General features: G+C 63.9%; 22 protein-coding genes and 1 other RNA gene. 13 read left to right on the top strand and 10 right to left on the bottom strand.

All coding sequences use genetic code 11. The features are described 5' to 3' along the window. Positions 1-144 precede the first annotated feature (144 nt). Positions 145-2,004: an ABC transporter ATP-binding protein/permease gene (locus JQ600_RS10985; protein ID WP_212391536.1), complete on the top strand. Its 1,860-nt coding sequence runs from the start codon at positions 145-147 to the stop codon at positions 2,002-2,004. 131 nt (positions 2,005-2,135) lie between these two features. Here JQ600_RS10985 and JQ600_RS10980 read toward each other — a convergent pair whose 3' ends face one another. Beyond that, complete coding sequence (locus tag JQ600_RS10980; protein ID WP_212265535.1) at positions 2,136-3,167, bottom strand: peptidoglycan -binding protein; 1,032 nt, start codon at positions 3,165-3,167, stop codon at positions 2,136-2,138. A gap of 12 nt (positions 3,168-3,179) precedes the next feature. Continuing rightward, positions 3,180-4,178 (bottom strand): flagellar motor protein MotA, encoded by a 999-nt coding sequence (locus tag JQ600_RS10975; RefSeq protein WP_212213250.1) that lies wholly within the window; start codon positions 4,176-4,178, stop codon positions 3,180-3,182. 142 nt (positions 4,179-4,320) lie between these two features. Between JQ600_RS10975 and JQ600_RS10970 the strand changes: the two genes are divergently transcribed. The 4 genes from JQ600_RS10970 (at position 4,321) to JQ600_RS10955 (ending at position 10,365) form a co-directional block, all read left to right on the top strand. Beyond that, entirely contained in the window at positions 4,321-4,635 is a 315-nt protein-coding gene (locus tag JQ600_RS10970) for a hypothetical protein (protein ID WP_212489900.1), read from the top strand. A gap of 32 nt (positions 4,636-4,667) precedes the next feature. Beyond that, positions 4,668-5,696, top strand: coding sequence for a cyclopropane-fatty-acyl-phospholipid synthase family protein (locus tag JQ600_RS10965; RefSeq protein ID WP_212265537.1), 1,029 nt, complete (start codon positions 4,668-4,670; stop codon positions 5,694-5,696). Positions 5,697-6,007: 311 nt separating this feature from the next. Further along, positions 6,008-7,213: an efflux RND transporter periplasmic adaptor subunit gene (locus JQ600_RS10960; RefSeq protein ID WP_212265538.1), complete on the top strand. Its 1,206-nt coding sequence runs from the start codon at positions 6,008-6,010 to the stop codon at positions 7,211-7,213. 5 nt (positions 7,214-7,218) lie between these two features. Then, a complete protein-coding gene (locus JQ600_RS10955) occupies positions 7,219-10,365 on the top strand; it encodes a multidrug efflux RND transporter permease subunit (protein ID WP_212391540.1) in 3,147 nt (1,048 codons plus the stop codon). 84 nt (positions 10,366-10,449) lie between these two features. On the opposite strand, the gene JQ600_RS10950 is transcribed toward JQ600_RS10955, so the two are convergent. The 8 genes from JQ600_RS10950 to tkt form a co-directional block, all read right to left on the bottom strand. Further along, entirely contained in the window at positions 10,450-11,238 is a 789-nt protein-coding gene (locus JQ600_RS10950; RefSeq protein ID WP_212391542.1) for an inositol monophosphatase family protein, read from the bottom strand. 102 nt (positions 11,239-11,340) lie between these two features. Further along, entirely contained in the window at positions 11,341-12,459 is a 1,119-nt protein-coding gene (locus JQ600_RS10945; protein WP_212391544.1) for a tetratricopeptide repeat protein, read from the bottom strand. A gap of 8 nt (positions 12,460-12,467) precedes the next feature. Next, positions 12,468-13,175 carry a thiamine phosphate synthase gene (locus tag JQ600_RS10940; protein ID WP_212391546.1) on the bottom strand — a complete coding sequence of 236 codons (708 nt, stop codon included), beginning with the start codon at positions 13,173-13,175 and terminating at the stop codon, positions 12,468-12,470. 2 nt (positions 13,176-13,177) lie between these two features. Next, positions 13,178-14,203: a class I fructose-bisphosphate aldolase gene (locus JQ600_RS10935; RefSeq protein ID WP_212391548.1), complete on the bottom strand. Its 1,026-nt coding sequence runs from the start codon at positions 14,201-14,203 to the stop codon at positions 13,178-13,180. A 110-nt stretch (positions 14,204-14,313) separates the two neighbouring features. Then, positions 14,314-15,381, bottom strand: coding sequence for a class II fructose-bisphosphate aldolase (gene fba, locus JQ600_RS10930; RefSeq protein WP_212391550.1), 1,068 nt, complete (start codon positions 15,379-15,381; stop codon positions 14,314-14,316). Positions 15,382-15,440: 59 nt separating this feature from the next. Further along, entirely contained in the window at positions 15,441-16,637 is a 1,197-nt protein-coding gene (locus tag JQ600_RS10925; protein WP_212391552.1) for a phosphoglycerate kinase, read from the bottom strand. 151 nt (positions 16,638-16,788) lie between these two features. After that, complete coding sequence (gene gap / locus JQ600_RS10920) at positions 16,789-17,796, bottom strand: type I glyceraldehyde-3-phosphate dehydrogenase (protein WP_212265545.1); 1,008 nt, start codon at positions 17,794-17,796, stop codon at positions 16,789-16,791. Positions 17,797-18,177: 381 nt separating this feature from the next. Further along, positions 18,178-20,160, bottom strand: a complete 1,983-nt coding sequence (tkt, locus tag JQ600_RS10915) for a transketolase (RefSeq protein WP_212391553.1) — start codon at positions 20,158-20,160, stop codon at positions 18,178-18,180. 376 nt (positions 20,161-20,536) lie between these two features. Here tkt and JQ600_RS10910 point away from each other — a divergent pair, with 376 nt between their 5' ends. The 8 genes from JQ600_RS10910 (at position 20,537) to JQ600_RS10875 (ending at position 25,332) form a co-directional block, all read left to right on the top strand. Then, positions 20,537-20,857: a DUF4164 domain-containing protein gene (locus JQ600_RS10910; protein WP_192736870.1), complete on the top strand. Its 321-nt coding sequence runs from the start codon at positions 20,537-20,539 to the stop codon at positions 20,855-20,857. After that, a complete protein-coding gene (locus JQ600_RS10905; RefSeq protein WP_212265547.1) occupies positions 20,854-21,237 on the top strand; it encodes a cell division protein ZapA in 384 nt (127 codons plus the stop codon). Before JQ600_RS10910 ends, JQ600_RS10905 begins: the two co-directional genes overlap by 4 nt. Positions 21,238-21,457: 220 nt before the next feature. After that, positions 21,458-22,351 (top strand): LysR family transcriptional regulator, encoded by an 894-nt coding sequence (locus JQ600_RS10900; RefSeq protein WP_212391555.1) that lies wholly within the window; start codon positions 21,458-21,460, stop codon positions 22,349-22,351. A gap of 137 nt (positions 22,352-22,488) precedes the next feature. Continuing rightward, positions 22,489-22,932 carry a nuclear transport factor 2 family protein gene (locus JQ600_RS10895; RefSeq protein ID WP_212265549.1) on the top strand — a complete coding sequence of 148 codons (444 nt, stop codon included), beginning with the start codon at positions 22,489-22,491 and terminating at the stop codon, positions 22,930-22,932. A gap of 52 nt (positions 22,933-22,984) precedes the next feature. Next, positions 22,985-23,145, top strand: a non-coding RNA gene (ssrS, locus tag JQ600_RS10890) — 6S RNA. Between the two features lie 117 nt (positions 23,146-23,262). Beyond that, entirely contained in the window at positions 23,263-23,838 is a 576-nt protein-coding gene (locus JQ600_RS10885) for a 5-formyltetrahydrofolate cyclo-ligase (RefSeq protein ID WP_212265550.1), read from the top strand. 3 nt (positions 23,839-23,841) lie between these two features. Next, a complete protein-coding gene (locus JQ600_RS10880; RefSeq protein WP_192736867.1) occupies positions 23,842-24,669 on the top strand; it encodes a TIGR00282 family metallophosphoesterase in 828 nt (275 codons plus the stop codon). Positions 24,670-24,690: 21 nt separating this feature from the next. After that, positions 24,691-25,332, top strand: a complete 642-nt coding sequence (locus JQ600_RS10875) for a hypothetical protein (RefSeq protein ID WP_212391557.1) — start codon at positions 24,691-24,693, stop codon at positions 25,330-25,332. Positions 25,333-25,357 lie beyond the last annotated feature (25 nt).

Raw genomic sequence — 25,357 nt, 5'->3', positions numbered from 1 at the left:
GTCAGGGGTACGGGATTTGGGCGGGTCTATAACGCAACAAGGCCGCCAAAACAAGCTGCCAGGGCCGTCTGATTGGCCGATCTGCCGGATTTGCCAGCGCCGCTCCCGGGGCCTATCTGGGGGCATCGAAACTGGTCCCTTTTCATGAGCGCAGCCGAACAGCTTGAAGACCCACCCGGCGGCGTGCCGCCGCGGCGCGACGCGCTGCTCGAGGAAGAGGCCTTCATCGAAACCCAGCTCACGCAGTCGCCGGCCAAAACCGGCGCGAAGCTGCGCCCCCTGCTGGCGCTGGCGCCCTACGTCGCGCGCTATCGCGGGCGGGCGATACTGGCGTTTATCTCGCTGACCGTCGCGGCGGTGACGACCCTGGTGGTGCCGATCGCGGTGCGGCGCATGATCGACTTCGGCTTCAGCCCCGAAGGCATCGCGATGATCAACAGCTACTTCAGCGTGATGATCGCGGTCGTTGCGGTGCTGGCCTGCGCCAGCGCATCGCGGTTCTATCTGGTCATGACGATCGGCGAGCGCATCGTTGCGGACCTGCGGCGCGACGTGTTCGCGCATCTGATCTCGCTGTCGCCTTCCTTCTTCGATTCCGCCCGCAGCGGCGAACTGGTGTCGCGGCTCACGGCTGACACCACCCAGATCAAGTCGGCGGTGGGCGCGTCGGTGTCGATCGCGCTGCGCAATCTGATGCTGTTCATCGGCGCCACCACCATGATGGTGATCACGAGCCCGAAGCTTTCGCTGTTCGTGCTGCTGGCAATTCCGGTGATCGTGATTCCGCTGGTCGCGTTCGGACGCTGGGTGCGGCGGCTGTCGCGCAACGCGCAGGACACGCTGGCCGACGCCAGCGCCTATGCCTCTGAGCTGGTCGGCGCTATCCGAACCGTGCAGGCCTATACCAGCGAGCGGCTGGCCGCGACGCGCTTCGGCCGCGAGGTCGAACAAGCCTATGAAGCCGCGCGCAGTTCGACGCGGGCGCGCGCGGTGCTGACCTTGATCATCATCTTCATCGTGTTTTCCAGCGTCGTGGTGATCCTGTGGGTCGGCTCGCACGACGTGCTGACCGGTTCGATCAGCCCCGGCCGGCTCGGCCAGTTCGTGCTGTATGCGGCGTTCGCTGCGACGGGCCTCGGCCAGCTCAGCGAGGTGTGGGGTGAAGTCTCGGCCGCCTCGGGCGCCGCCGAACGGTTGTTCGAGATCCTGCGCGTCAAGCCGCAGATTACGGCGCCGGCCTCGCCGGTCGCCCTGCCGTCGCCGGCGCGCGGCGATGTCAGTTTTGAAAATGTCAGCTTCAACTACCCAACGCGCCCGGATGTACGGGCGATCGACAGCGTCTCGCTGTCGGTACGGGCCGGAGAGAAGGTCGCGATCGTCGGCCCGTCAGGCGCCGGCAAGAGCACGCTGTTTCATCTGCTGCTGCGGTTCTACGATCCCGCCAGCGGAACGATTTCGGTCGACGCCGTGCCGATCAAATCGGCCGATCCACGCGAAGTGCGCGCGCGCATCGCGCTGGTGCCGCAGGACTCGGTGGTGTTCGCGGCAAGCGCCCGTGAAAACATCCGCTTCGGCCGGCCTGATGCCAGCGATGCCGAGGTCGAACGCGCGGCCGATCAGGCGCATGCCACCGAATTCATTCGCCGCCTGCCTGAGGGTTTCGAGGCGCAGCTTGGCGAGCGCGGCGTGACGCTGTCGGGTGGCCAGCGCCAGCGCATCGCCATTGCCCGAGCCATCCTGCGCGACGCCCCGCTGTTGCTGCTCGATGAAGCAACCTCCGCGCTCGATGCCGAAAGCGAGACCCTGGTGCAGACCGCGTTGGAAGAATTGATGCGCCACCGCACCACGCTCGTGATCGCGCACCGGCTCGCGACCGTTCTGTCCTGCGACCGCATCATGGTGATGGACCAGGGCCGCATCGTCGAACAGGGCACGCATGCCGAGCTGGTTGCCGCGAACGGGCTGTATGCAAGGCTGGCGCGGCTGCAGTTCGAAGGGATTTGACTTCCGTTAAGGTGAGCGCGCTCTACACTCCGTCATTGCGAGTGCAGCGAAGCAATCCATCTCACCACGGAAGGAAAGAATGGATTGCTTCGTCGCTGCGCTCCTCGCAATGACGGGATTGGCTGCCGCGACTACCGTTCTGTCAGCTTCAGCTCGATGCGGCGGTTGCGTTTGTAGGCTTCCTCGGTCGGCGCCGTGTCGAGCGGCTGGAATTCGGCAAAGCCTGCGGCGACGAGCCGCTGCGCGGGGACGCCGAGCGAGACCAGATATTGCACCACCGAGATCGCACGCGCCGACGATAGTTCCCAGTTCGACTTGAACACCGGGCTGTTCATGATCGGCCGCACGTCGGTGTGGCCGTCGACCCGCAGCACCCAGGCGATTTCGCTCGGGATCTGCTTGTCGAGATCGACCAGCGCGGATGCAAGCTTGTCGAGCTCGGAGCGGCCTTCGGGCAGCAGCAAGGCCTGTCCGGTGTCGAAGAACACTTCGGATTGGAACACGAAGCGATCGCCGACGATCCGGACATCCGGCCGATTGCCGAGAATCGCACGCAGCCGCCCGAAGAACTCGGAACGGTAACGCGTCAGCTCCTGCACCCGCTGCGCCAGCGCCACGTTGAGCCGTTGGCCGAGATCGGCAATGCGGCCCTGCGATTCCTTGTCGCGTTTTTCGGAGGCGTCGAGCGCTTCTTCAAGCGCGGCGAGCTGCCGGCGCAGCGCGCTGATCTGCTGGTTCAGCACCTCGATCTGCGCCAGCGCGCGCGACGTCACCGCCTTCTCGGAATCCAGCGCCTTGTTGAGTTCGTTGGCGCGGCCCTGGGCGTCGTTGCCGGCGCCGGCGAGCCCCTCATAAAGGCCCTTGATGCGATCGCGCTCCGCTTCCACCGATGTCAATCCGGCGCGCGCCTGCGAGAGCTGGTCGCTAAGGTTCAATCCGGTGAGTTTTTCCAGCGACAGCAGGTCGTTCAACTGCGCGATCTTGGCGTTGAGCGCCTCCAGCGCCTTGTCCTTGCCGGTGACTTCCTGCGACAGGAAGAACTGCACGACGAGAAACACCGAGAGCAGGAACACGATCGACAGCACCAGCGTCGACAGCGCGTCGACGAAGCCCGGCCAGTAGTTCATTCCCGATTCGTTGCGGCGTGCACGCGCGAGGGCCATCGGCTAAATACCTCAGCTTTTCTCGGGTTGGCGCGCGATCCGCTCGAGCAGCTTCTTGATCTCGCGGTTCTGTTCGCCCTGGCCGTCGGCCCATTCGCGGATCATCTGCTGCTCGGTGCGCATATGCGCGACCAGGCCCTGAATGGCTTCGGCGAGGTTGGCCATCGCCGCCGTGGTGCTGCGGCTGCTGCCGCCTTCCTCGACCACCGCGCGCAGCCGCTCCATCGCGTGCTGCAGCTCGCCGGAAACGCCGGTGGTGCCGTCGCCTGAATATTCGCGCACGGTCGAGGCGAGCCAGTCTTCCAGGTCGGTATAGAAGCGGTTCTGCGCCTGGCTCGATTGCAGGTCGAGGAAACCCAGGATCAGCGATCCGGCGAGGCCGAACAGCGAGGATGAAAACGAGATGCCCATGCCCTTGAGCGGCGCCGCCAGACCCTCCTTCAGGGTATCGAACAGCGAGCCCGAATCACCACCGACCTTCAGCCCCTCGATCACCTGGCCGACGGAGCCTACGGTTTCGATCAGGCCCCAGAAGGTGCCGAGCAGGCCGAGAAAGACCAGCAGGCCCGTCATGTAGCGGGAGATGTCGCGGGCTTCGTCCAGCCTTGTTGCGATCGAATCCAGCAAATGCCGCATGGTCTGCTGCGAGATCGACATCCGCCCGGTGCGCTCGCCGCCGAGGATTGCCGCCATCGGCGCCAGAAGCGTCGGGCGGCGGTCGATGGCGAGGCCGGGGTCGGCGATGCGGAAGTTGTTGACCCAGGAGACTTCCGGGTAGAGCCGGATCACCTGCCGGAACGAAAGGATGATGCCGATCAGAAGCACCGCGCCGATCAGGGCGTTGAGGCCGGGATTGGCGAAGAACGCGGTGACGATCTGCTTGTAGAGCACGGTCATGACCAGGCCGCACAGCACCAGGAACACCAGCATCCGCACCAGAAAAATCTGTGGCGACGACAATTTGGTGAGCTCGATCTCCATTTCGGAGCGGGCGGAGGGGCCTTGGGGCATTGCGGGGGTCTTCCGTTGCGAAAAGCCGCGTTTGGGGGGCCAATATGGCACAGCGCGGCTGAGAAAAAAGATCGGAAAAGCGCTGTTTCAGGCAGACGACGGGGAACTTCACGCCGAAACTGGGCTTTGACTTGAGCGTATTTTGGAAACGTTCTTTGTCCAACCGGGATTTTTCATGACGGCCCTGTATCTCGAAGCGCTGGCGGCGATGGCCGTTTTGCTCTCGGTCCGGATGGCGGGCACCTGGATGGTGCAGCCACGCACCGGCAACGCCGGCTGGGTGGATACAATCTGGACCGTTTCGCCCGGTTTGGCCCGCGTAACCGGCATTCCGTCGCGGGAGCCGCAGCTGCTGCGCCGGCGCGATGACCGCTATCGCGACTGTCAGTTGCGTGTCCGTCCGTTCTTCTCGCTGTCGCCGCAAGATGATTCCCGAAAGTGGAGGCCGGTTTTCTAAAAAGGATCGTGCTCAAGAAAGGGAGTGGTCACATGAGCTTCGTTTCCACGATCATCGGCACCGCTGAGCGGGTGCCGCTGCCTGACGTGATCATCCGCGCCGCGATCCACCGGCTGTGTTCGCGCACCGCAACAAGGCTCGCCATCGGCAACGCCGAAAGCGACGCCTGGTTTGCCGACGAGATGGCCGCGCGCGCCATCGCCGAATACAGCGACGAGGCCACCGCGCAGCATCACGAGGTGCCGTCGGCGTTCTTCGCGCTTGTCCTCGGGCCACACCGCAAATATTCCTCGTGCTTCTACCGGGAGCCGGCCACGACATTGCAGGAGGCCGAAGAGGAGGCGCTGCGTCAGACCGTCGGGCATGCCGATATCGCCGACGGCCAATCGATTCTCGAATTCGGCTGCGGCTGGGGTTCGCTGTCGCTGTGGATGGCGCGGCAGTTCCCGCATTCGGAAGTGACGGCAGTATCGAATTCCGCCTCGCAGCGCCAATTCATCGAGGGCGAAGCCGGCAAGCGCGGATTGAAGAATCTGCGTGTGGTTACCTCGGAGATGAATCTGTTCGACCCGCAGATGCAGTTCGACCGCATCGTTTCCGTCGAGATGTTCGAGCACCTGTTGAACTGGCGCGAATTGATGTCGCGGATCCGTTCCTGGCTGAAGCCCGACGGCCGCTTCTTCATGCACATCTTCACCCATCGCTCGGGCGCCTATCTGTTCGACCGCGCCGATGGCGAGGACTGGGTCGCGCAGCATTTCTTCACCGGCGGCATGATGCCGAGCCACCATCTGATCCGGCAATATTCCGATCTGCTCGAAATCGAAAAGGAATGGCGCTGGAGCGGGCTGCATTATCACCGCACCGCGCAGGATTGGCTGGCCAATTTCGATCTGCACCGCGAGGAGATCGAAGCGGTGTTGCGTCCCGTCTATGGCGGCGAGACCGCGTTGTGGATGCGGCGCTGGCGCTGGTTCTTTCTCGCGACGTCAGGCCTGTTCGGTTACGCCGACGGCAGCGAATGGGGCATCAGCCACTACCGGATGAAGGCGGTTCGTTAACGGGCAGCAGGTGATTCGCGCCAGTTTTCCGCAAATTCGCGGGATGCCGCGTTTTGAGCTCTGGTTCCCGCTCACACTTGTTGCGTTCCATTCCGACGCGCTGAAGCGTGACGTTGTCACAATCCGGTGAGTCGCCAAAATCGCCGTTTGTTCAGTGCGATAGCGTCGTGTGACATTGGGCCGCCGCGCATGCGCATTGCATCGCAGCAAACTCACCCTATCCTTGTCTCAACAAGAACGCGATGTCTTCGCGACAGTATCGCGCAAACAGTTGTTTGCGCTTCAACTCGACTAAAGGGGCGATATTTTCGATGTCTGGAATTCGTGCGCAATCATGCATCGCTCTGATGCTCCTTGCGATGGCGCCGCTGTTGGCTGGATGCAAAGAGCCAACCGCTGCAACGGCTGCTGTGCAGCCTTCTTCCGAGCCAGACGTCAGTGTTGTTACCGTGAGGCCGCAGTCGCGTGCGATCATCCGCGAATTGCCGGGGCGTATCGCGCCGACCCGCGTTTCTGAAGTGCGCCCGCGCGTGTCCGGCATCGTGGTCGAGCGCCTGTTCCACCAGGGCAGCGAGGTCAAGGCCGGCGACGCCCTCTACAGGATCGATCCGCGGCCGTTCGAGGTCGAGGTGCAGTCGACCGAAGCCGCGCTGGCGCGCGCCAGCGCAACGTTCGATCAGGCCGCATCGCATGCGCGCCGTATCGCCACGCTGACCAGCCAGCGCGCAGCCCCCGAAGCCGAGAATGAAAAGGCCATTTCGGCCGAGCGTCAGGCGGCTGCGGACGTCGAGGGCCGCAAGGCCGACGTCGCCCGCGCCAAGCTCAATCTTGATTATGCCACCATCCGCGCTCCGATCGACGGCGTCGTCGGCGCCGCGCTGGTGAGCGAAGGCGCGCTCGTCGTGCAGAACGAAAGCACGAGCCTTGCGACCATCCAGCAACTCGATCCGATCTATGCCGATTTCACCCAATCGGTGAACGAGCTCAATCAGCTGCGCCGGGCGGTGGAGAGCGGCGATCTCGACCGTATCGCGCCTGACGCCATGAAGGTTCGCCTGGTGCTGGACGACGGCTCGGTTTATCCGATTGCCGGCAGATTGCTGTTCTCGGAGGCCAAGGTCGATGCCCATACCGGGCAGGTGACGTTGCGCGGCGAGTTCCCCAATCCGAGGCGCGAATTGCTGCCGGGCATGTATGTCCGCGTGCTGATCGAGCAGGGCATCGATACCGACGCCATCGCGGTGCCGCAGCAGGCGATCCAGCGCAATGGCGGCGGTGGCAGCGAAGTGTTCGTGGTCAAGAGCGACAACCTCGTCGCCGTCCAGCCGGTACGCACCGGCTCGTTGCAGGGCGGCCAGTGGTTCGTCACCGAGGGCCTGAAGGCCGGTGACAGGGTCATCGTCGAGGGCTTCCAGAAGTTTGCCGCCGGCGATAAGGTCCGGCCGCAGCTGCTGACCGAGGCCGACGCGTCCGCCGATTTCGCCGGTGCCAGGCCGTCCGCGCAAGCGACACGGTAGATTCCATGCCGAGTTTCTTCATCGACAGGCCGATCTTCGCCTGGGTCGTCGCGCTTTTCATCTGTCTGATCGGCGCGATCTCGATCCCGCTGCTGGCGATCGCGCAGTATCCGATCATCGCGCCGCCCTCGATCTCGATATCGACCAGCTATCCCGGCGCGTCGCCGGAAAACCTCTACAACAGCGTCACGCGGCTGATCGAGGAAGAGCTCAACGGCGCCAACGGCATCCTGAACTTCGAGTCCACCAGCGACTCGCTGGGCCAGGTCGAGATCATCGCCAATTTCGTGCCGGGCACCGACACCGGGACGGCGTCGGTGGAGGTGCAGAATCGCATCAAGCGCGTCGAGGCACGTCTGCCGCGCGCGGTGATCCAGCAGGGCATCCTGATCGAGGAAGCTTCCAGCGCCGTGCTGCAGATCATCACGCTGCGCTCGACCGACGGCAGCCTCGACGAGGTCGGCCTCGGCGACTTCATGATTCGCAGCGTTCTCGGCGAAATCAGGCGCATTCCCGGCGTCGGCCGCGCGACGCTCTATTCCACCGAACGCAGTCTGCGCATCTGGGTCGATCCGGCCAAGCTGGTCGGCTATGGGCTGACCGCCGATGACGTCAACAAGGCGATCACGGCGCAGAACGCGCAAGTAGCCTCCGGCAGCATCGGCGCCGAGCCGAGCACGGATGACCAGAAGATTTCGGCGCTGGTGCTGGTCAAGGGACAGCTCTCGTCGCCGGACGAATTCGGCGCGATCATCCTGCGTGCCAATGCGGACGGCTCGACGGTGCGTTTGCGCGACGTGGCCCGGATCGAGATCGGCGGATTAAGCTATCAGTTCAACACGCGGCTTAACGGCAAACCGACGGCGGGTCTGTCGGTGCTGATGTCGCCGACCGGCAACGCGCTGGCGACAGCAAGCGCGGTCGAAGCCAAGATGAAGGAGCTGTCGCGCTTCTTTCCGGCCAACATCGCCTATGAGATTCCCTACAACATCACACCTGTCGTGAAAGCCTCGATCGAGAAGGTGCTGATGACGCTGGTCGAAGCCATCGTGCTGGTCTTCATCGTGATGTTCCTGTTCCTGCAGAACATCCGCTACACCATCATTCCGACCATCGTGGTGCCGGTGGCGCTGCTCGGCACCTGCGCGATCCTGCTTGCGTCCGGCTACTCCATCAACATGTTGACGATGTTCGGCATGGTGCTGGCGGTCGGCATTCTGGTCGACGACGCCATCGTGGTGGTCGAGAACGTCGAGCGTATCATGGCCGAAGAGGGCCTGCCGCCGAAGGAGGCCACCCGCAAGGCGATGTCGCAGATCACAGGCGCCATCATCGGCATTACGCTGGTGCTGATCGCGGTGTTCGTGCCGATGGCGTTCTTCCCGGGATCGGTCGGCGTCATCTACCGGCAGTTCTCGGTAACGATGGTTGCGGCGATCGCGTTCTCCGCGCTGCTGGCGATGTCGCTGACGCCGGCGCTGTGCGCGACCTTGCTGAAGCCGGTCGTGGCCGGCCATGGCCATGCCAGGAAGGGCGTGTTCGGCTGGTTCAACCGCGCGCTCGACGGCACCAAGGACGGTTATACGCGCGTCGTCGGACATTCGCTGAAGCGAACCGGCCGCCTGATGCTGATCTATGCGGCGCTGATCGTCGGGCTGAGCTGGGCCTTTATTCGCTTGCCCGGCGGCTTCCTCCCGGTCGACGACCAGGGCTTCATCACCACCGACGTGCAGACACCGGCTGACTCGTCCTATGCCCGCACCGAGGCGGCGGTCGAGAAGGTCGAGCAATATCTGGCGAAGCGTTCCGGCGTCGAGAACGTCACCTTCCTCACCGGCTTCAGCTTCCTCGGCCAGGGCATCAACACCGCGCAGGCCTTCATCACGCTGAAAGACTGGTCGGAACGCGGGCCGAAGGATTCGGCCGCCTCGATCGTCAACGACATCAACCGCGATCTGTCGTCGATCCGCGACGCCCGGATTTCCGCGCTGCAGCCGCCGCCGATCGACAATCTCGGCAACTCCTCGGGCTTCTCGTTCCGCCTGCAGGACCGCGGCCAGAAGGGTTATCCGGCACTGGTCAGCGCCGCCGAGCAGCTGATCGCGGAAGCCAATGCCAGCCGCGTGCTGCAAAAGGTCTATGTCGAAGGCCTGCCGCCAGGGCCGCAGGTCAATCTGATGATCGACCGCGAAAAGGCCGGTGCGTTCGGCGTCACCTTCGAGGACATCAACAACACCATCTCGACCAATCTCGGATCGAACTACATCAACGACTTCCCGAACCGGGGCCGGATGCAGCGCGTGATCGTGCAGGCCGACCGCGGCAGCCGCATGAATGCCGACGACATCCTGAACTACAACGTCAAGAACAGCCGCGGCCAGCTGGTGCCGCTGTCCTCGTTCGCCTCCGTCGAATGGTCGAAGGGGCCGACGCAGATCGCCGGCTTCAACTACTATCCCGCGGTGCGCATCAGCGGCGAAGCGAAGCCCGGCTTTACCTCGGGCGATGCCATCGCCGAGATGGAGCGGCTCGCGGGCAAGCTGCCGCGCGGCTTCGGCTATGAGTGGACCGGACAATCGCTGCAGGAAAAGCTCTCGGGCTCGCAGGCGCCGTTCCTGCTCTGCCTGTCGGCGCTGGTGGTGTTCCTGTGTCTCGCCGCACTCTATGAAAGCTGGACCATTCCGCTCGCGGTGCTGTTGACGGTGCCGCTCGGGATCTGCGGCGCGGTGCTGGCGGCGTCGTTGCGCGGCTTGCCGAACGACGTTTACTTCACCGTCGCCCTGATCACCATCATCGGACTGGCTGCGAAAGATGCCATTCTGATCATCGAGTTTGCCAAGGAGCTGCGCGCGCAAGGCAAGCCGCTGGTCGAAGCGACGATCGAAGCCTGTACCTTGCGTTTCCGCCCGATCCTGATGACCGGTCTTGCCTTCGTTTGCGGCGTGCTGCCGATGGTGATCGCGACCGGCGCCGGCGGCGCCAGCCAGCAGGCGCTCGGCACCAGCGTGATGGGCGGTATGATCGCGGTCGTGATCCTGGCGCTGTTGATGGTGCCGGTGTTCTTCGTCGTGGTGCAAAGGTTCTTTGCGGGGGACCGGGAAGTGGTGGCGGAAGCGAAGCCGCCGCAGGCGGCGCCGAGGCCTGCTGAGTAGCGATTATTCGCCACACCGACTTGTCACCTCCACCGGCAAGCTCCTGGCGCGGCCGTGGCAGCGGCCTTGCGCATCGCTGCACCGTTAGAGCGGCTTCAGAATCTTCACCAGCTCTTTGTGCACGAACTCGTTGCCGCAGATCAGGTGACCCGTCGTGAGCGGATCGTCGTCGCCCGCCATGCCTGACACGACGCCGCCGGCCTCGCGGATCATGATCTGTCCGGCCGCCATGTCCCATGGCTGCAGATTGCGCTCCCAATAACCGTCGAGGCGGCCGGCGGCGACGAAGGCCATGTCGAGCGAGGCGGCGCCGAACCTTCGAAGGCCTGCAACCCGCTCCTGGATCGCGGTCATTTCCAGCCGCGACTGAGCATGATCGCCGCGCCCGATATGCGGCAGGCCGCAGCCGACCACGCATTCGTCGAGCTGGCGCCGGCCGGCGACGCGCAGCCGCTGGTCGTTGAGGAACGCGCCCTTGCCGCGCTCGGCGATGTAGAGCTCGTCATTGGCCGGATTGTAGATCACGCCGGCGATGATGGTGCCTTCGCGCTGCAGGCCGATCGAGATCGCGAATTGCGGAATACCGTGCAGGAAGTTCGTCGTGCCGTCCAGGGGATCGACGATCCAGGTATGGCTCTTGTCGGCGCCTTCGCGCGTGCCGCCTTCCTCGCCGATGAAGCCGTAACCCGGCCGCGACTTGGTCAGATCCGCATAGAGCAGTTCCTCGGCGCGCTTGTCGGCCATGGTGACGAAATTCGCAGGCCCCTTCAGCGACACCTGCAGATGCTCGACCTCGCCGAGGTCGCGCTTGAGGCTGCGGCCGGCGTGGCGCGCGGCTTTCACCATGACGTTGATAAGGGCTGAATGCAGCATGATGCGGGGCTTATGGGTTAGGAGGAAAACGGCCAATGCCGCCCAAGGGTTTAGCGAGGGGTGAGGGACTGGGTGCCCTGACGATGTGTCGCCGTCAAGGCGTCATTTCTTGTCGTTGCCGATCCATTTGCGGGCGGCCTCCTGGGCCTTGGCGCGGTCCTCGGGACTGAGGCTCGCCAGCGCGTCGTCCAGCATCGGATCGCCCTTGCCTGCGGTTTTGGCGACAATGTGCCATTTCAGGGCCTCGACCTTGTCGACCGCCACGCCCTGTCCACTGACCAGCACGCGGGCGAGGCGGTTCTGCGCAATCGGGCTGTTCTGCCGGGCCGCCTTGCGGAGCAGTGCGACGCCGGCGGCCTCGTTCTTCGGCGTGCCGGTGCCGTTATAGAGCGCGATCGCGTATTCGACCTCGGCATCGACATTGTCGGCCAGCGACGCGGCTTGCAGCAGGCGCACCGCCTTGTCGATGTCCTTGGGCACGCCGGTGCCTTCCTTGTAGAAGGTCGCCAGCGCGTATTGCGCTTCCGGGTTGCCGGCGTCGGCCGCGATCCGCAGCAATTCGGCGGAACGTTTCACATCCTGCGGCAGTGTCTGCCCGTCGAGATACAGCAGCGCCAGGTTATACGCCGCCTTGGGATTGCCGAGCTTGGCGGCGGAAGCCAGCAGCTTGACCGCTTGCTCGCGGTTGACCGGGCCGCCGCGGCCGGAAAGCTTCATCATCGCCAGCGCAAACATGCCCTCGCGGTCGCCGGCGTCGGCGGCGCGCTGGTACCACTCGATGGCCTTCGCGTAGTCGCGCTTGACGCCGAGGGCGCCGGAGTAGAGCTCGCCGATCATCGTCATCGCCTTGGCGTCGCCGGCATATTGCGCCCGCGTCAGCGCCAGATCGAGCGCGGTCTTGTAGAGGCCACGCTGATAGGCGCCGTAGACGAGATCGACATTAGGATCGTCAAAGCTGGGCGTGGGTGAAGCTGCCGGAGTGGGCGGCGCGGCCGGTTTGGGCGTAGCCGCAGGCTTCTTGGCGACAGTGGGCGCCTTCGGCTTCGGGGCCTCCTTGGAAGCATCCTTGGAAGTCTCTGTGGGCGTCTCTTTCTTCGCGGCCGGCTTGCTGGCAGGCGCGGGCGGCTGCGCTGCGGGCGGCGTCAGCGAGATCTGCGCCGATGCGCCGGCCGCCGCCATCAGGCAGCAGCCAAGGATCGATATCGGACGCAGCAGTCTCATCTCCGGCGCTATCCCCGTCCGGTCGTCTGCTCGGTGGTGTTGTCCGTGCTCTTGTTTTTTCCAAACGCGGCGGCGTGCGCTTGCGTGATCGCCTGCTCGATATCGATCAGCGCCGCCTCGGGCCCGCGCGGATCGGCCCAGATGAAATCGCCGACAAGCACGAAATCCGCACCTGCGGCGGCAAATTCGCAGGCCTCCTCGCGTGAGGCCGCATAACCGACGCAGGGCGGTTCGAACAATTCATCCCACCATTGCAGGCGCTCGGCGATCGCTTCCGCCGAGGGGCGCTCGCCTTTGGCGTCGGGCTCACCGAACAGCACGTAGTCCGCGCCCGCTTCGCCCGCGGCCATCGAATCGTGCCGCGTGGCGAGGCCGCCGACGCCGGCGATGCGATCGGGCTTGAGGGACGGGAAGGCGTCTTCGATGGAAGCGATCCCGGTCAGATGGGCGCCATCGGCGCCGCCGCGCGCCACCAGCTCGACATGGCCATCCAGCAGCAGCGCCGCGCCGCCGTCCTGAACGACGGGCGCCAGCGCCTTGATGCGCGAGATCATGGTGCGCTGGTCAGTCTCGCGCAGCCGCAGCAGCACGGCGGCGACGTCGGCCGCGGCGAGCAGGCCGGGGAGGCTGGCTATGAGCTGCGACGGATCGTCCACGACTGATGTCGCGAGATAGAGGCGCGGCACCGGGCGCTGCGGAACGGGTTTGGCGGCCAATGCTATGCGACCTTCTTTTCCAGGCCGGCTTCCCACTCACCCTTGCTCGCCAGCGCATTCATTCGCGCCCGGTGCGTGAATGCGCGCTGGCCGGCCGCGACGTTGTCGGCCTTGCCCGACCACGCCTTTTGCGGCGCCGCCTGCAGCGCGCGGCCGTAGGAGAAGGTCAGCCGCCAAGGGAGGCCGCCGATCCGGTTCATGGCATTGAGATGCGCAGTCGCATCCTCGTCGGATTGTCCGCCGGAGAGGAAGGCGATGCCGGGAACGGCCGCCGGAACGCAGCTCTTCAATAGCCGGATGGTCTTCTCCGCGACCTCTTCGACCGGCGATGGCTTTGCGCTCTTCTTGCCTGATATCGCCATGTTGGGTTTCAGGATCATGCCCTCCAGTGCGACGCGCTGGATCCGCAATTCCTGGAATGTCTTGTTCAGGACGCGCTGGGTCACTTCGTAGCAGCGGTCGATGTCGTGATCGCCGTCCATCAACACTTCCGGCTCGACGATCGGCACGATCTGCGCTTGCTGGCACAACGCGGCGTAACGGGCGAGCGCATGCGCGTTGACATGGATCGCGGTCATGCTGGGGATATTCTGGCCGATGTCGATCACCGCCCGCCATTTGGCGAACCGTGCGCCGCGCTCGTAATATTTCTTCAGACGCTCGGCGAGCTTGTCGAGCCCAGCCGTGATCAATTCGCCGGGGCAGTTCGGCAAGCCCTGGGTTCCTTCATCCACCTTGATGCCGGGGATGGCGCCGGACTGTTCGATCAGCTTGACCAGCGGCGTGCCGTCCTTGGCATTCTGCCAGATGGTTTCGTCATAGAGGATGACGCCCGAGACGTATTTGCTCATCGCCTCCTGCGAGCGAAACAGCATTTCCCGGTAGTCGCGGCGCGTCTCCTCGGTCGACTCGACGCTGATGGCGTCGAAGCGCTTCTTGATCGTACCTGAGGACTCGTCGGCGGCGAGTACGCCCTTGCCCGGCGTGACCATGGCGAGGGCGACCTTGTTGAGGTCAGCGAGATTCATTGATCCGTTCTCCAGACACCTGCCTTGCAAACCAAAATAGGCGGTTCTCGGGCAATTGCCTAGAAATCGTTCGTCGCGGCCGGCAGCCTCCGCGGCGGGTTGGCGCTGTCTCAGGCGACCTTCGGGTCAAGCTCGCCCTTGCTGTAGCGCTTGGCCATTTCGGCCGTGGTCAGCACCTTCTTGATCTTGCTGGCCTGGCCCGCGGTGTTGAATTCCTGCAGCCGCTGCTTGCACAGCTTGGTCATCGCTTCCATCGCGGGCTTGAGGTATTTGCGCGGGTCGAACTCTTCCGGATTGTCCTTCAGAACCTTGCGGATCTGCCCGGTCATCGCCATCCGGTTGTCGGTGTCGATGTTGATCTTGCGCACCCCGTTCTTGATGCCGCGCTGGATCTCGGAAACCGGCACGCCCCAGGTCGCTTTCATCTTGCCGCCGTTGGCGTTGATGATGTCCTGCAGATCCTGCGGCACCGAGGACGAACCGTGCATCACCAGATGCGTGTTCGGCAGCTTGCGGTGGATCTCCTCGATCACCTTCATGGCGAGGATGTCGCCGTCGGGCTTGCGGGTGAACTTGTAGGCGCCGTGCGAGGTGCCCATCGCGATCGCCAGCGCGTCGACTTTGGTCTCCTGCACGAACTTCACGGCCTCGTCAGGGTTGGTCAGCAGCTGGTCGTGCGACAATTTACCTTCGGCGCCGTGGCCGTCTTCCTTGTCGCCCATGCCGGTTTCGAGCGAGCCGAGCACGCCGAGTTCGCCTTCCACCGAGATGCCGCCGAGATGGGCCATGTCGGTGACGGTCTTGGTGACGCCGACGTTGTAGGTCCAGTCGGCCGGGCTCTTGCCGTCGGCCTTCAGCGAACCGTCCATCATGACCGAGGTGAAGCCGGCCTGGATCGCGGTCATGCAGGTGTCGGGAGCATTGCCGTGATCGAGGTGCACGCAGACCGGGATCTGCGGATAGATTTCGGTGACGGCGTCCATCATGTGCTTGAGCATGATGTCGTTGGCGTAGGAGCGCGCGCCGCGCGAGGCCTGGATGATGACCGGCGCATCGAGGCTGGAGGCGGCCTCCATGATCGCGAGGGCCTGCTCCATATTGTTGATGTTGAAGGCCGGCACGCCGTAATCATGCTCCGCCGCGTGGTCGAGCAATTGACGCAACGTAATCCGAGCCATCCGAATTCTCCTTGTATTTACAGCGCCCTAAGCGCTCGATCTGCTGTCAGTTGAAGGTACTAGCGAACTTTTAGAACTTCGACACCGGGCAAGGGTTTCCCCTCCATCCATTCAAGAAACGCGCCGCCCGCGGTCGAAACATAGGAAAAATCGCCGGCCACGCCGGCCTGGTTCAGGGCCGCGACGGTGTCGCCGCCGCCCGCGACCGAGATCAGCTTCTTGGCCTTGGTGCGCTCGGCGGCGTGCCTGGCCGATACCATGGTGCCGCGGTCGAACGGCGTCATTTCGAAGGCGCCAAGCGGGCCGTTCCAGACCAGCGTCGCGGCGTCGTCGATCGCAGCGTGGATCCGCGCAATCGATTGCGGGCCGACGTCGAGGATCATGCCGTCGGCCGGAATGGCGTCGAGGCCATAGGCATGCGAGGGCGAATTGGCCGCGAAATGATAGGCGACCACGGCGTCGACGGGGAGGATGATGGCGCAGTTGGCGGCTTCGGCCTTTTCCATGATCCGTAGCGCGGTCGCCGCCAGATCCTTTTCCGCCAGCGATTTGCCGACGCCGATGCCCTGGGCGTGCAGGAAGGTGTTGGCCATGCCGCCGCCGATGACGAGCGCGTCGACCTTGCTGACGAGGTTTTCCAGAAGATCGATTTTGGTCGAGACTTTTGCGCCGCCGATGATTGCAATGACGGGCTTGGTCGGCGCTTCCAGCGCTTTGCCGAGCGCGTCGAGCTCGGCCTGCATGGTGCGGCCGGCATAGCCCGGCAGCTTGTGGCCGAGACCTTCGGTCGAGGCGTGGGCGCGGTGCGCCGCCGAGAACGCGTCGTTGACCCAGATGTCGCCGAGCTTCGCCAATTCGGCGACAAACGCCGGATCGTTCTTTTCTTCCTCTTTGTGAAAACGGGTGTTTTCCAGGCAGAGGATGTCGCCGTCCTTCATCGCGGCGACCGCGTTTGCGGCGGCCTCGCCAATGCAGTCATCGGCAAAGCCGACCGGCTTCTTGATGACCTGCGACAGCGCCGCCGCGACGGGCTTCAGCGACTCCTTGGCGTCGCGTCCCTTCGGCCTGCCGAAATGCGCCAGCAGGATGACCTTGCCGCCCTTGCCCGAGATCTCGGTGATGGTGGGGGCGACGCGCTCGAGCCGGGTGGCGTCGGTGACGCGGCCATTGTCGGTGGGGACGTTGAGGTCGACGCGCAGCAGCACGCGTTTGCCCTTCACGTCGACGTCATCGAGGGTGCGGAATGATTTTGTCATTGGGGTGGTCTCTTGTCCCGGGCGCACTGCGGCGCGAAACGCCGCCGTGCAGAACCGGGACCCATGGTTGGGCGGGTCGCGGTGCAAATGGGTCCCGGCTCTGCGGAGCAGCGTGAAGAACGCTGCACCGCGTCCGGGACACGAGACTAACTTACAGCAGCTTCCCCATCGCCACGGCGGTGTCGCCCATGCGGTTGGAGAAACCCCATTCATTGTCGTACCAGGACATCACCCGCACCAGCGTGCCGTTCTGCACCTTGGTCTGGTCCACATGGAAGGTGGACGAGTGGGGGTCGTGGTTGAAGTCGATCGAGACGTTGGGCGCGGTGGTATAGCCCAAAATGCCCTTCAGCTCCTGCTCGGAGGCGCGCTTCATCGCCGCGTTGATTTCCTTCACGTCGGTGGCGCGCTTGGCGACGATCTTGAGATCGACCACCGAGACGTTCGGGGTCGGCACGCGGATCGCGACGCCGTCGAGCTTGCCCTGAAGTTCGGGCAGCACGAGGCCGATCGCCTTGGCCGCACCGGTGGAGGTCGGGATCATCGACATCGCTGCCGCACGGCCGCGATAGAGGTCGCTGTGCAGGGTGTCGAGCGTCGGCTGGTCGCCGGTATAGGCGTGGATCGTGGTCATGAAGCCGGTTTCGATACCGACGGTGTCGTTCAACACCTTGGCGATCGGGGCCAGGCAGTTCGTGGTGCAGGAACCGTTGGAGACGACGAGGTGCTCCCTGGTCAGCTTGTCGTGATTGACGCCGTAGACGATCGTGGCGTCGGCGCCATCCGACGGCGCGGAAACCAGCACGCGCTTGGCGCCGGCGGTCAGGTGCGCAGTGGCCTTGGCCTTGGCACTGAAGATGCCGGTGCATTCCATCGCGATGTCGACGCCGAGTTCCTTCCACGGCAGCTTCGAGGGATCGCGCTCGGAGGAAACCTTGATCTTGCCGTTGCCGAGGTTGATCGAATCGCCGTCGACGGTCACGGTGCCGGGGAAACGGCCATGCACGGAATCGAAACGCAGCAGATGGGCGTTGGTCTCGACCGGGCCGAGATCGTTGATCCCTACGACTTCGATATCCTTGCGGCCGGATTCCGCAATCGCCCGCAAGATGTTGCGGCCGATGCGGCCAAATCCGTTGATCGCGACCCGGATTGCCATGCTCGTTTCTCCTTTAATAGCTGGTGTCACCCCCGTGGAATGGTTCCACGGCGGTGCTTACGGCGGATCGCCCGGTTCGGCCGGGCGAGAACGGTCAAGATGAGCTTTTAGGTAGACCTTTTTGCCAACAAGCTCAACCGTCAGCAGCGCGCCGCCGAGTTGAAGTTCCTGCAATGGTTGCGCAGAGCACGGTCAGGAACTTCGATAAGCGGCACACCAAAGTTAACTGCCGTCTACTGCCCTTTTGTGTCCGAAGTTCGCAGGGCCGCAAATGGCGCGCGAACTTCGGAAACGGGCAATAGTGCGTTTTCGAGCGAAGGAAAACGCGTCAAAACAAGAGTCTAGAGCTTCGGTTCTGATTCAATCAGAACCGACAAGGTTCTAGAGGCGCTTCAGGGCAGCGTTAACCGCAGCCTCGGCGGTAATCCCGAAGTGCTTGTAAAGGTCCTTGGCGGGCGCGCTGGCGCCGAAGCCGTGCATGCCAATGAATTCACCATCCTGGCCAATCACGGCGTCCCAGCCCCAGCGCACCGCGGCCTCGATCGCGATCTTGACCGGCGCGTTGCCGATAACGGCCTTCTGGCGGTCCGCCGGCTGCGCCAGCAGCAATTCGAGCGAGGGCACCGAAACCACCCGCGACGCGATGCCGCGTTCGGCCAACTGCTTCTGGGCGGCGACCGCGATCTCGACCTCGGATCCGGAGGCGAACAGCGAAACCTTTGCCTCGCCCTGGGCGGCGACCAGTTCATAGGCGCCGTGGCTGCAGGGATTGTCGTTCGGCGCGGTCGTGCGCAATTGCGGCAGGTTCTGGCGCGTCAGCGCCAGCACGGTCGGGCCGTCGATGCGGTTGAGCGCGAGCTCCCAGCATTCGGTGACCTCGACGGCGTCACAGGGCCGGAACACGCGCATGTTGGGAATAGCCCGCAGCGCCGCCAGATGCTCGACCGGCTGATGCGTCGGTCCGTCTTCGCCCAGCCCGATCGAATCATGAGTCATGACATAGACGACGCCCGCGCCCATCAGCGCCGCGAGCCGCATTGCCGGCCGCGCGTAATCGGTGAACACCAGGAAGGTGGCGCCATTGGGCGCAAAACCGCCATGCAGGAAGACGCCGTTCATGGCCGCGGCCATGCCGTGCTCGCGGATGCCGTAATGGATGAAGCGGCCCTTCGGCGTCTTGGCGGAAAACGCGACAGCCGATTTTGCCTTGTTGTTGTTGGAGCCGGTCAGATCGGCCGAGCCGGCGAGGAATTCCATCGGCATTGCGCCGGCGATTGCCTCGATCGCCGATTCCGAGGATTTCCGGGTCGCGACGTTCTGCGGCGTCTCGAGCAGCTTCTTCTTGTGGTCGCGCAGCGCCTTGGCGAGCGAGGCCGGGCGCTCATGGCGCAGCCGGCGCTCGAATTCGGCGCGCTTGCGCGGACCCAGTTCGCCGAACACGCCTTCCCATTCCTGGCGCGCAGCGGCGCCTCGGCTGCCGGCGGCGCGCCACGCCTTCAGGACGTCGTCGGGCACCGAGAACGGCTCGAGCGAGATGCCGAGCTTTTCCTTGGCGCCCTTCAGTTCTTCGGCGCCGAGCGCCTCGCCATGGGCTTTTGCAGTGCCGGCGCGAGTCGGTGCGCCGAAGCCGATGGTGGTCTTGCAGGCGATCATCGACGGCTTGTTGGACTTCTGGGCACGGGTGATGGCGGCTGCGATCGCCTTCGGATCATGGCCGTCGATCAGTTCGGCGGCCCAGCCGGCCGACTTGAAGCGCTTCACCTGGTCGACGGAATCGGCGATCGAGGTCGGGCCGTCGATCGAAATGCCGTTGTCGTCATACAGCACGATCAGCTTGTTGAGCTTCCAGTGACCGGCCATCGCGATCGCTTCCTGCGACACGCCTTCCATCAGGTCGCCGTCGGAGGCGAGCACATAGGTGTGATGGCCGACCACCTTCTTGCCGAACTCGGCGGCGAGCATCTTCTCCGCCAGCGCCATGCCGACCGACGTTGCGATGCCCTGGCCGAGCGGACCCGTCGTGGTCTCGATACCCTTGGTGTGGAAGTTCTCGGGGTGACCCGGCGTCAGCGATCCCAATGCGCGGAAATTCTTGATCTGGTCGAGCGTCATGTCCTTGTTGCCGGTCAGGTACAGCAACGCATACAGCAGCATCGAGCCGTGCCCGGCCGAGAGAACGAAACGGTCGCGGTCCGGCCACTTTGGCTCGGCGGCATCGAATTTCAGGAACTGGGTGAACAGCACGGTCGCGATGTCGGCGGCGCCCATCGGCAGGCCGGGATGGCCGGATTTCGCCTTCTCGACGGCATCCATGGCGAGGCCACGGATCGCATTGGCCATACGGGAATGATCGACCTGCGTCATGATGAAAATCCGCCTGAAATGAGGTGCTTGGTTGCGGGGTGCGTACCGGGAAGGGCCGCAATACGAGGGCTTTGGCCTAGGGAAGTCTGGGCTGGATAGCACCTCAAATCCCGGAGTCCAAGGCAAGGAAACGCCAATCCGGTGCGAAAGGTTGCTTAATGCATGACCCGGAAAAGTGGAGACCGGTTTTCCGAAGAGGTCATGCTCAGACAAGACCGGTAGATCGGGATGACCGGTCGTCCCGATCTACCGGTGCATAGCTTCGCGCGGGCGTTGCGCTGTCCTCGCTTGCCACGTAAATTTAGCGGCCTAACCGCTTGCCGAACCGCAGATTTTGCTGTGCGGCCGGCTTAACCGAAGGTGCGCGCTGTCTCTCATGAGCGATCGTCCCGCCAACGGGGCCGGCAACCCCGAGCTCGCCTTTGCCGACATCGACGCTGCAACCCGGCGGCTGATGGCGGCGCTCGATGCGCTGGAAGCTGCGGCCGAGCGGCGGCGCGATGCCGACCGTGACGAGAATGAACTCGCGAGCCGGATCCAGGCACTCGGCGCCGACCGCTCGCGCCTGGCCGACGAACTCGACGGCTCGCTGGTGAAGACCCGGCGGCTGGAGCGCACCAACCGCGAGATATCGGAAAAACTCGACGCCGCGATCGGCACCATCCGCGCCGTGCTGGACGCCGGAGAAAGCTCATGAGCCACATCAACGTCACCATCAACGGCCGGCAGTACCGCATGGCCTGCGAGGAAGGGCAGGAAGTGCGTCTGCTCAAGCTCGCCGAGAACCTCGAAGCGCGCGTCGAATCGCTGCGCGGCAAGTTCGGCGAGATCGGCGATGCGCGGCTTACCGTGATGGCGGCGCTCACCGTGTGCGACGAACTGCTCGACGCCAACCAGCGTATCCGTGCGCTCGAGGAAGAACTCGACGCCTTGCGCAATGTGCGCGTCGCAGCCACCGATCGCGCCCGAACGACGCAGACCGCGGTCGCCAACGCGCTCAATGCCGCAGCCGACCGCATCGAAAAGACCACGCAGATGCTGAACCGCACCATCGGCGGCGGCGTCGCGATCGGGTAGGACGTTGCCCGCCGCAGGCTTATCCGCCTTTGCGGGGAGCACAACGACGAAGCAACCCATCCTGTCTTGATGACCCATGGATTGCTTCGCGGAGCCTGTCGTCAGGCGCGCATTCACGCGACCCGCTGGTTCGCAATGCCGCATCCCGTCCTCCATTCGGTTTTTGCAAGTCATTGCCGGAGATGTTACCGAAATGGAATGTTCGTGACGGGAGGCTTTCGTGAACCTGAACGAGATTCGTACATTTGTGACGGTGGCGCGGGTCGGGTCGATCCAGGGCGCCGCCAGACAGTTGCATATGACGCAGTCTGCGGTGTCGCGGCTGGTTCAGCGGCTTGAGCTCGATCTCGGCGCGACGTTGTTTGACCGACAGACCAAGCCCCTGATTCTGACGCACGATGGTCGGGTCGCGCTTGAGCATGGGCAACGTGTCCTCCGTGCGACGGACGCGTTTTCCGAGGCTCTCTCGCCCGCGGCGGCACCGAGCGGCGTGTTGCGTATCGGTGCCGCTCACGTGCTGGCTGAGCTTGTCGCAGAACGCCCGCTGGATTTGTTGCGATCCACGTTTCCGGATCTCACCCTCCAGATTTCCATCGACTGGGCCGGAGCCTTGATCGAGCGATTGCATAGCGGAGCTCTCGACGCTGCAGTGATTTCGCTGCTCACCGAGGGCAAGCCAAGAAGCGAACTTCCGGCGCGCCGACTTGGCAAGGAGCAGGTACGAATCATGGGTGCTGCCAATCTTTCGCCGACGCGCTGGCGCTCGCTGCGGGCGATGAATGAAATCGGCTGGGTGATTCAGCCGGAAGGCTGCGGCTATCGCACGGCCCTGACACAGGCGCTTGAGCGCGAGGGCGCCGGGCCGCCGAAGGTGATCGTCGAAGCTTTCAGCAAGGATCTGCAGCTATCGGTCGTCGCGCGCGGCGCTGGCTTTGGGCTGTTGCCCGTGAGCCAATTGAATGCGGTTGCGGGCAAGCGAAAGATCAAGACATTTCATGTCCCCGACTTTCAGCCTGCGGTCTCGACATGGTTCATTCGCCGGCTTCAATTGGGACGGTTGTCTCGACCGCTTGATGACATCGAGCAGGCGCTTTCGCTCGTCATCGCGAAGTGACCGATATGGAATATTGGAACTACATATTATGAATTTGCTACCGGTCGTGCCGCCGGCGTAACGGAAGCGGGCCAGTTGAAATGCCCTGACCTCAGGTGCGGCGGCTGGTCCTGTTCATCCGTCAAACGGAGGCTTCGATGACCCCAACTTCTCAAGGCGTGGTTTTTCAAGAGTTGACCGCGCCCGCCGTGAGCCCTGCTAGCCGAACCAGCCTGACTCAGGCCGTGCAGAAATATTTCGACCTTATGTACGATTGCGACACGTCGCACCTCCTTGAGGTCTTTCGATCCACCGCCCACCTTCACGGATTTCGCGACGGGCAGATGATGTCGTGGTCGATGGAGACCTACAAAAACGTCCTCGATAAGCGCCAATCGCCGAAGTCGCTTGGCGCCGCTCGCGCCGATGAGATCCTGCAGATGGATTTTGCTTCCGCGGATATGGCCTTCGTGAAGGCGCGCGTGCAGATCGCTACGATGGAATTCGTGGATTATCTGACTTGGCACTGCATCGATGGCAAATGGCTGATTACGTCGAAGGGCTTTTACCTTATGTCCGATGGCGATCCCGGAAAACGCTGAAAACTCACGCTTAACGCTGGCGGTTTGGCCGCATCGTAGCTACATTGGCAGGGCGAAGCTGTGTTGCGCGTCAGAAGCCATATATCCCCGGGGCCTTATCGATCCTTCCGGGAACTGTCCCTGGCCGGGTCCGTGGATCCGGTCATATGGTGCCCACCTACTTTCGTAGGGAACTCCGGGATCGAGCGCTTCAACGGCCATTACGGCTTCGCACTTTTGTTTCGGTTGATTTTTGCGTCGAGCTTTTACTCTACCGGCTTCACCACCTAGGCCCTGCAACTTTCGCTTCGTCCGTCTTCGCGGGCGATGTTCGGCGGAACAGAACGCTGCATGACGGCAAGTGCTTCGAAAGCAGAACTTCGCGCTGCCGCTTTGGCAAAGCGCGATGCATTGAGCGACGAGCAGCGCGCCGACGCGGCGCAAGCCCTCGCCAAGCGTAAACTGCCGTTCGAGATCGCGCCCGGAATGGTTGTCTCCGGCTATTCGCCGATCCGCAGCGAGATCGACCCGGCGCCGTTGATGCGCAAGCTCGCGGAAGCGGGCGCCAGGCTGGCGCTGCCGGCCGTGATGGCGCGCGGCAAGTCGCTGGCGTTCCGGGCGTGGTCCCCCAACGACCGGCTGATGTTAGGGCCGCTCGGCATTCTCGAACCGTCGCCGGCGGCCGCTGAACTCATTCCCGATATCATGCTGGTGCCGCTGGCGGCGTTCGACGCCGCGGGGCACCGGATCGGCTATGGCGCCGGACATTACGATTTCACGCTGGAGCATTTGCGAAAGGCGAAAGCCATTGTCGCCGTCGGTGCTGCGTTTGCCGTGCAGCAAATAAAGGCGGTTCCGGCCCAGCCGCACGACGTGGCGCTGGATTTTGTGCTAACGGAAAAGAAAGTGTTCGATTTCCGGAGCTGAATTTTGCGCATCCTCTTCATCGGTGACGTCGTCGGCAAGACCGGCCGCACCGCCATTTCCGAGCATCTCCCCGGCATGGTCAGAGACTGGTCGCTCGATCTCGTCATCGTCAACGGCGAGAACGCGGCCGGCGGCTTCGGGATCACCGAGGCGATCTATCAGGATTTCCTCGACGCCGGTGCGGATGCGGTCACGCTCGGCAACCACGCCTGGAATCAGAAGGAGGCGCTGGTGTTCATCGAGCGCGCGCCGCGCCTGATCCGCCCCCTGAACTTTCCGCGCCATACGCCGGGCCGCGGCGCCGCGCTGATCGACACCAAGAACGGCAAGCGCGCGCTGGTCATCAATGCGATGGGCCGCGTCTTCATGGAGCCGCTCAACGATCCCTTCAACGCGGTCGGCAAGGAGCTCGACGCCTGTCCGCTGCGCGAAGCGGCCGACGCCATCGTGGTCGATTTCCACGGCGAGGCGACCAGCGAGAAGCAGGGCATGGGATTTTTCTGCGACGGCCGCGCCAGCCTCGTGGTCGGCACCCATACCCATGTGCCCACCGCCGATCATCAGGTGCTGCCCGGCGGCACCGCCTATATGAGCGACGCCGGCATGACCGGCGATTACGATTCGATCATCGGCATGCAGAAGGAAGAGCCGCTGCACCGCTTCGTCACCGGCATTCCCTCGGGTCGTTTCGAACCGGCGTTCGGTGTGGCGACACTAAGCGGCGTCGCGGTCGAAACCGACGATGCCACCGGGCTGGCGCTGCGAATTGCGCCGGTGCGGGCGGGCGGCAGGCTGGAGCCGGCGGTGCCCGGATTTTGGACCGGCCACTGAACCGGCTTACGAGAAGGTGTGATGCAAAGGTTTCTGTTCCTCCTGCTGGCGTTGGTGCTGTCGCAGCCGGCGTCCGCGCAAAAACTCACCCAGCGCCCGGGATCGCAGAACCCGGTATCGCCCGAAGACATGACCGGGCGGCTGGAGAAGTCCGCGATCAACACGGCGAAGGTCGCGCCGAAGGGCGCGGCAAGAGGATCCTCGGTGGATTTCTCCTGGGCTTCCAGTCCCGAAGAACACCGCGCGCTGGCCAAGCATGTGCTCGTGCTCGTCAGCGTGGTGACGCAGGACGCTGCCGAGCTGCCGCTGCGCCGGGTCTATGTGAACATCGACGGCCGCGAAACCGAGCTGATCAGGTTGAGCAGCCAGCTCAGCGGCGTCCGGAAAGGCTCGAAGACCTTTTCGATGCTCGGGCCCTATCGTGAGGACGGATTCTACCTCGCGCCTGCCGGCACCATGATGGCGGACGGCTATTTGCAGGCCGATTTCGCGGTGCGGCGGAACGGCTTCAATCTCTACAAATTGCCGGGGACGCCACCGGATTTCATCAAGGCGGACAGCAATCCGCTGCCCGGGCCCGACGCCAAGCCGGAAATGCCGGTGCTCAAGGCGATGCTGCTGCGCGAGTACAAGGGCTTCGAATTGCCCGCAGCCCTGCGCTAGATTCCGGCCAGCGGTGGTCCGGACG

The sequence above is a fragment of the Bradyrhizobium sp. AUGA SZCCT0176 genome, from assembly GCF_018130145.1.
GTDB lineage: Bacteria > Pseudomonadota > Alphaproteobacteria > Rhizobiales > Xanthobacteraceae > Bradyrhizobium.
This window is presented reverse-complemented; position numbering and strand designations above follow the sequence as displayed.